Consider the following 6,187-nt stretch of genomic DNA (forward strand, 5'->3'; position numbering starts at 1 on the left):
CCCGAAGGTGAGCAGCAACACCACCCCGGGAACACCCCTGCCGGCCCCGTGCCGGGCTTCGGCCAGCCCGGCGGCGTCGGCGTCGTTGAGTACCACCACTTCCTGGCCGCCGAGCTCGGTGGAGATCACGTCGCGCGCGTTGACGCCGATCCACGACTTGTCGACGTTGGCCGCGGTCTGGGCGACGCCGCCGGTCACCACGCCCGGGTAGGTAACCCCGAGCGGGCCGGTCCAGCCGAATTCGTTGACCACCGCGGCGACGACTTTGGCCACCGCCGAGGGCGTCGCCGGATCCGGGGTGAACAGCTTGCAGCGATCGCCGATCAGCGTGCCGGTGTCGAGGTCGATGATCCCGCCCTTGATGCCGCTGCCGCCGACGTCGATGCCGAATCCACGGCGCGGTGCGGCGGCGGCCGCAGGGCCGGATGCACCGGTTGGGTCGGCGGTCGGATCGGTGCCGGTCATCGAGGCTCCTCGGCGAGGCGGGTGGTTTCGCCCACACCTTAGTCCGGCGGTCGGCCGTTGGCGCGTCGCCGCGGCGGTTGTGCTGCGATAGGAGGATGACGACACCCACGGACAGCCCCGCAGAGCTGCGTTCGGTAGCCGAAACCCTGGCCGGCGAGGCCGCACGCTTTGTCCGGCGACGCCGCGCCGAGGTATTCGGCGGACATCACCTCGACGGCACGACGGTGCAGGCCAAGAGCAGTCCCACCGATCCGGTGACCGTGGTCGACACCGACACCGAACGGCTGCTGCGGGAACGACTGGCCGACCTCCGCCCGGGCGACTCGGTGCTCGGCGAGGAGGGCGGTCTCGCCGGTACCGACAGCGGCGGGGTCACCTGGGTGCTGGATCCGATCGACGGGACGGTGAACTTCGTCTACGGCGTGCCCGCCTACGGGGTGTCGGTTGCGGCCCGGATCGGCGGCGTGTCGGTGGCCGGTGCGGTCGCCGATGTGGTCGGCGGGCAGGTGTATTCGGCGGCGGCCGGGCTTGGCGCGCAGGTCGCCGACGAACACGGCACCGCTCCGCTGCGATGCAACGGGATCGAGGATCTGTCGATGGCGCTGCTGGGCACCGGGTTCGGCTACTCCGCGCGCCGCCGTGCCGTCCAGGCGCAGTTGCTGGCCCACCTCCTGCCGGTGGTGCGCGACGTGCGCCGCATCGGGTCGGCGGCGCTGGATCTGTGCATGGTCGCGGCGGGTCGGCTGGACGCCTTCTACGAGCACGGGCTGAAGGTGTGGGATTACGCGGCCGGGTCGCTGATCGCCGCCGAGGCGGGTGCCCGGGTCCGAATACCCGAGGCGGAGGATCCCGCCCGCGCCGCGGGGCTGATCGCGGTCGCCGCGCCGGGGATCGCCGAGGAGTTCATCGGCGTCCTGGACCGCTTCGACGGCCTGGCCCCCATCCCGGAGTAGCCGGTCAGCAGGTGTTGGCGTGGATCTTGCCGAGCAGCGCCGGATCCACCGGCCCCGACGCGTCCGACCGCAGGCTGGCCAGGGCGGAGTCGATGTCGTAGCCGTGCGCCAGGGCGGTGAAGTCGGTGCCGATCACCAAGTCGACCGAGTCGTCGGCGCGGTCGTCGCGGAAAAGCTCGGTGCACGGCGCCGTCAGCCATATCGAGGCGGCGCTGGCCTTGTCGGCGTCGCCGAAGCGGATCTGCCCGTGACATTCCAGCGGGGTGGCCCCGTAGACCGGGTCGTTGGCAGCGGTCGGCTGGGCGAAACCCAGGTCGCGCAGCGCGTCGGCCACGTCGGCGGCCTGGCCGGCCTGGCCGCCGGCGTTGAGGACACGGATCTTCGTCTCGGCCAGCTTCGCCGGGCTGACGCCCATCATCGAGTTCCGGGTCATCGGCGCCCCGAGCCGCGGCTGGTCCGGCGCGGTCGGCGGCGGCGGCGGGTTGCACACCGCCACCTCGCGGGTGGCCTCCGGACGGGTGAACGCGATGATCCAGGTGATCGCCGTCACCAGGAAGCAGGCCACCAGGAAGTAGATGACCGGCCGCGGATTGCGCCGGCGAAACGGCCGGCCGTGCTTGTCAAAGGCGGTGCCGTCGGTGATTTGGGTGACCACGTTAGGCACTCTATCCGGGGGTGTCACGCACCGGCGAGCACCACAGATCAGAAGCTGTGATGTAAATCACAGTTGAATAGGCCGCGATATGGGCACGAATCGTTTGGCGGATGCGTTCGACGCTGGTACAAAGCTTTGCTTGCAGGGTTAGAAGGGGAGAGGAAAAAACAGGCGATGGCTACCGACTATGACGCCCCGCGGCGCACCGAGAGCGACGACGTATCCGAGGATTCGCTGGAGGAGCTCAAGGCGCGGCGGAACGAGGCCCAATCGGCCGTGGTCGACGTCGACGAGTCCGAAACCGCTGAGTCTTTCGAACTGCCCGGCGCCGACCTCTCCGGCGAGGAGCTCTCGGTGCGGGTCATTCCCAAGCAGGCGGACGAATTCACCTGCTCGTGCTGCTTTTTGGTGCAGCACCGAAGCCGCCTGGCCAGCGAGAAGAACGGTGTGATGATCTGCACCGACTGTGCGGCCTGACCGAATCGCTCAGCTGGACAGCGCGGCCAGCACCCGGTCCGGGCGGCGGCAGCTCACCAGCCAGTAGGGCGTCGGGTCGTCGGGGTCGTCGAGGACCAGCAGCACCATCGGACCCACCCAGCCGCGGTGCACCACGAATGCGGCCGGGTCGAGTTGACGCCCCAGCGCCGCCGACTTGGCGGAGTGCGGAACTTCGGCGGAGCGGGAGATCACCGTCGTCGGCAGGTGCGCGTCGCCCACCCACAGCTCGACCCGCGTTCCGTCGTCGGTGACGCGAACCTCGACACGTCCCAGCCACAGCAGCCCGCCGGCGGTCAGCGCGAACACGACGGCGAACGGGAGCCAGCGGGGAAGGCTGGGTATCCCCAGGACCACCTCGTAGGCCATCAGTCCCGTCCCGAACAGACCCGGTGGCCACCACCACCACGGAACACCGAGGCGCTCGCGGTAGCGCACGGTCAGCGAGGTGGTGCGCGTTCCGGACACCTGCCTGAGAGTAGTCTTTGGCTTCGTGTCGACCAGTCTGGCGGTGGTGCGCCTGGATCCAGGGCTGCCGTTGCCGAGCCGCGCCCACGACGGTGACGCCGGTGTCGACCTGTACAGCGCGGTCGACGTCGAGCTCGGGCCCGGCCGGCGAGCCCTGGTGCCGACCGGGATCGCGGTGGCGGTTCCGGTCGGCATGGTGGGCCTGATCCACCCGCGGTCCGGTTTGGCTGCGCGGATGGGGCTTTCGATCGTCAACAGTCCCGGTACCATCGACGCGGGTTATCGTGGCGAGGTCAAGGTCGCGCTGATCAATCTCGACCCCGGGGTGCCGATCACCGTGCAGCGCGGCGACCGCATCGCCCAGCTGCTGATCCAGCGGGTGGAGCTTCCCGAGCTGGTCGAGGTGACGTCATTCGACGATGCCGGGCTTGCCGAGACCAGCAGGGGCGCTGGCGGGCACGGATCGTCGGGCGGGCATGCGACCTTGGCCGGCGACGACCGTCACGTCGCCGCGACGACGCAGAGCGATGAAGGGGGCAGTGCCTGCCATGGCATTCGGTAGCAAGCGCAGACGCCAGGCCGGGGGTGAATCGCCGCCGATCGAGCCGGACCAGGTCGATTCCCGGGACGACGACGAATCCGACGAACTCGAGGGCCCGTTCGACATCGAGGACTTCGATGATCCGTCGGAGGCGGCGCTGGCCCGCCTGGACCTGGGCTCGGTGCTGATCCCGATGCCGGAGGGCGGCCAGGTGCAGGTCGAACTCAACGAGTCCGGCGTGCCGAGCGCGGTGTGGCTGGTAACCCGCAACGGCCGGTTCAGCATCGCCGCCTACGCGGCCCCGAAGACGGGGGCGTTATGGCGCGAGGTGGCCGCCGAGCTGGCCGAGGCGCTGCGCAAGGACTCGGCCAGCGTGAGCATCGTGGACGGCCCGTGGGGCCGGGAGGTGATCGGCACCGGAGCCGGCGCGGTTCGCTTCATCGGTGTGGACGGTTACCGGTGGATGATCCGGTGCGTGGTCAACGGCGCCCAGGAGACGATGGAGGCGCTGGTCTCCGAGGCGCGAAACGCGTTGACCGACACCGTTGTGCGGCGTGGTGACACACCGTTGCCGGTGCGCACGCCGCTACCGGTGCAGCTGCCTGAGCCGATGGCCGAGCAGCTGCGTGCCGCCGCGGCCCAGCAGGCAGCCCAGCAACAGCAGCAGGATCCGCCGGAGCCGGTTGCCCGGCGCAGTGTCGACGGGTCGGCGATGCAGCAGTTACGCACCATCACCGGCGGCTAGCGGCAATGGGCGGCTCAGCTCAGCCGGCTTCGGCCAACGCGGCCAGGCAGGCCGCGCCCAGCGCCGCCGGGTCGGCGCCGATCTGATCCAGCGTCACGGTGCGCAGCGCCGCCCGCGGGACGGCGGCGACCCAGTCGCCGGCCACCTCCAGCGGGTGGACGGGATCGTCGGTCGCGGCGGCCACCCCCAGCGGTACGTCCAGCCGCGCCAGGTCGGCGCGGCCCGGTGCGACGTAGCCGGCCGCTTCGTCCATCGCATCGGGAAGCCGGGGCCACTGCCGGGTCCACGATCGGGCCAGCTCGTCGGCGAGCCAGGCCGGACTGGACGCCCGCAGGTCCGCGACGACCGCGGCCAGCCCGTCGCGGCGCAGCAGACTGGCGCTGTGCCGGGCCGCCTGCGCGGCCGCGGCGGCCCCGGGTGCGCCGGTCCACGGCGGCAGCGCCGCCAGGACCCCCGAAACCGCTTCGGGACGGCGCAGCGCCCACGCCACGGCCACCGCCGCGCCGATCGAGACCCCCCCGGTGATGATCGACCGGTGGCGGGCCGCGGCGGCGTCCAGGGCGTCCAGGTAGCCGTCGATCAGCCGATCCGGCTGCGGGCGCGGCGCGACCAGCACCGCGCCGGCTCGCCGCAGCGATCCAGAGAACCCCCGGCGGACGAAGTCGTCGTCGGAGCCGGTTCCCGGCAGCACAACGGCCGTCAGCCCGTGCAGGTCGAGTGTCACCCCATGATCGTGCCGGGCCGTTTGGTAACGGTGGGCAACGGGTCTACCGTGTCATCTGCGCGAAATGATCGGGCCGAAGCGGACTGGACCCGACGCCTGGAGTGTTTGCATTGATGTCCTTGGAGTATCAGGAGCAGTGATGGCGTCAGCGGAGAACTACCTGCGTCGGCTGACCCGACGGTTGACCGAGGATCCCGAGCTGCGCGATGTCGAACAGATCTCCGACGAGGCCCTCAACACCGGTGCCCAGCGAGCGATCGACTGCCGGCGCGGCCAGGAGGTCACCATGGTGGGGACGCTGCGCAGCGTGGAGGCGAACGCCCGAGGGTGCGCCGGCGGGGTCCGGGCGGAGTTGTTCGACGGAACCGACACGGTGACCCTGGTGTGGCTGGGCCAGCGGCGCATCCCGGGTATCGACTCGGGTCGCACCCTTCGAGTGCACGGTCGGCTGGGGAAGCTGGACAGCGGAGCCAAGGCGATCTACAACCCGCACTACGAAATTCAGCAGTGACACCTGCCAACCACGAATTCGCCCAGCGGGTGATGCACCAGATCGGTGGGGTGGCCGGGCTGGCCTACTCGGCGGTGCCGGTGCTGGTCTTCGTGATCACCGCCGGTCTGTCCAGCCTGGTGCCCGCGATCGTGGCCGCGGTGGCCGTCGCCGGCCTGATCCTAGTCTGGCGGCTGATCCGCCGGGAGTCGACGCAGCCCGCGATATCCGGGTTCCTCGGAGTGGTGATCTGCGCGGCGATCGCCTACCTGATGGGGGAGTCGAAGGGGTATTTCCTGCTCGGGATCGTGACGTCGCTGCTGTCGGCGATCGTCTGTCTGGGGTCGGTGCTGATCCGCCGGCCGGCGGTCGGCTACCTGTGGAGCTGGCTCGGCGACCGCGGACACGACTGGCGCGCGGTGCGCCGGGCGGTGTACATCTTCGACGCCGCGACGCTGGCCTGGGCGCTGGTGTTCACGTCCCGGTTCGTGGTGCAGGGCTTCCTCTACGGCACCGACCGCACCGGTTGGCTAGCGGCGGCGCGGATCGCGATGGGCGTCCCGCTCACCGCGGTCGCGGCGGTGGTGACCTACCTGGCGATCAAGGCGGTGCGCCGGATGATGCCGGGCGGCACCCCGGAAGTCACCGCCG

9 protein-coding genes and 1 pseudogene are annotated in these 6,187 nt (G+C 70.8%); 6 read left to right on the forward strand and 4 right to left on the reverse strand.

Translation table 11 applies throughout. The features are described from left to right. A partial coding sequence (locus AC2VNT_RS13125; RefSeq protein ID WP_486947278.1) for an ROK family protein occupies window positions 1-465 on the reverse strand: 465 nt, incomplete at its 3' end. 95 nt (window positions 466-560) lie between these two features. Between AC2VNT_RS13125 and AC2VNT_RS13130 the strand changes: the two genes are divergently transcribed. Next, the gene (locus AC2VNT_RS13130) at window positions 561-1,418 is read left to right on the forward strand and encodes an inositol monophosphatase family protein (protein WP_486947279.1); all 858 of its coding nucleotides are present in this window, start codon (window positions 561-563) and stop codon (window positions 1,416-1,418) included. A 4-nt stretch (window positions 1,419-1,422) separates the two neighbouring features. Here the strand turns inward: AC2VNT_RS13130 and cei are convergent, their stop codons facing one another. Next, window positions 1,423-2,073 carry an envelope integrity protein Cei gene (gene cei / locus AC2VNT_RS13135; protein ID WP_486947280.1) on the reverse strand — a complete coding sequence of 217 codons (651 nt, stop codon included), beginning with the start codon at window positions 2,071-2,073 and terminating at the stop codon, window positions 1,423-1,425. Window positions 2,074-2,247: 174 nt separating this feature from the next. Here cei and AC2VNT_RS13140 point away from each other — a divergent pair, with 174 nt between their 5' ends. Then, window positions 2,248-2,550 (forward strand): DUF4193 domain-containing protein, encoded by a 303-nt coding sequence (locus AC2VNT_RS13140; RefSeq protein WP_486947281.1) that lies wholly within the window; start codon window positions 2,248-2,250, stop codon window positions 2,548-2,550. Window positions 2,551-2,559: 9 nt separating this feature from the next. Here the strand turns inward: AC2VNT_RS13140 and AC2VNT_RS13145 are convergent, their stop codons facing one another. Continuing rightward, window positions 2,560-3,036 (reverse strand): DUF3093 domain-containing protein, encoded by a 477-nt coding sequence (locus tag AC2VNT_RS13145; RefSeq protein ID WP_486947282.1) that lies wholly within the window; start codon window positions 3,034-3,036, stop codon window positions 2,560-2,562. Window positions 3,037-3,061: 25 nt separating this feature from the next. On the opposite strand from AC2VNT_RS13145, the pseudogene dut reads away from it, so the two are divergent. Together dut and AC2VNT_RS13155 are read left to right on the forward strand one after the other, a co-directional pair. Then, window positions 3,062-3,523: pseudogene (gene dut, locus AC2VNT_RS13150) on the forward strand (dUTP diphosphatase); the annotation flags it as partial. A 61-nt stretch (window positions 3,524-3,584) separates the two neighbouring features. Beyond that, window positions 3,585-4,322, forward strand: a complete 738-nt coding sequence (locus AC2VNT_RS13155) for a DUF3710 domain-containing protein (RefSeq protein ID WP_486947283.1) — start codon at window positions 3,585-3,587, stop codon at window positions 4,320-4,322. Window positions 4,323-4,341: 19 nt separating this feature from the next. Here the strand turns inward: AC2VNT_RS13155 and AC2VNT_RS13160 are convergent, their stop codons facing one another. Beyond that, the gene (locus AC2VNT_RS13160; RefSeq protein ID WP_486947284.1) at window positions 4,342-5,046 is read right to left on the reverse strand and encodes an alpha/beta fold hydrolase; all 705 of its coding nucleotides are present in this window, start codon (window positions 5,044-5,046) and stop codon (window positions 4,342-4,344) included. Between the two features lie 139 nt (window positions 5,047-5,185). Here AC2VNT_RS13160 and AC2VNT_RS13165 point away from each other — a divergent pair, with 139 nt between their 5' ends. Continuing rightward, window positions 5,186-5,557, forward strand: coding sequence for an OB-fold nucleic acid binding domain-containing protein (locus tag AC2VNT_RS13165; RefSeq protein WP_486947285.1), 372 nt, complete (start codon window positions 5,186-5,188; stop codon window positions 5,555-5,557). Between the two features lie 32 nt (window positions 5,558-5,589). Next, window positions 5,590-6,187, forward strand: a 598-nt coding sequence (locus tag AC2VNT_RS13170) for a DUF3159 domain-containing protein (protein WP_486947286.1), incomplete at its 3' end; no start/stop codon positions are given.

The organism is Mycobacterium sp. TH-M15, from assembly GCF_057473705.1.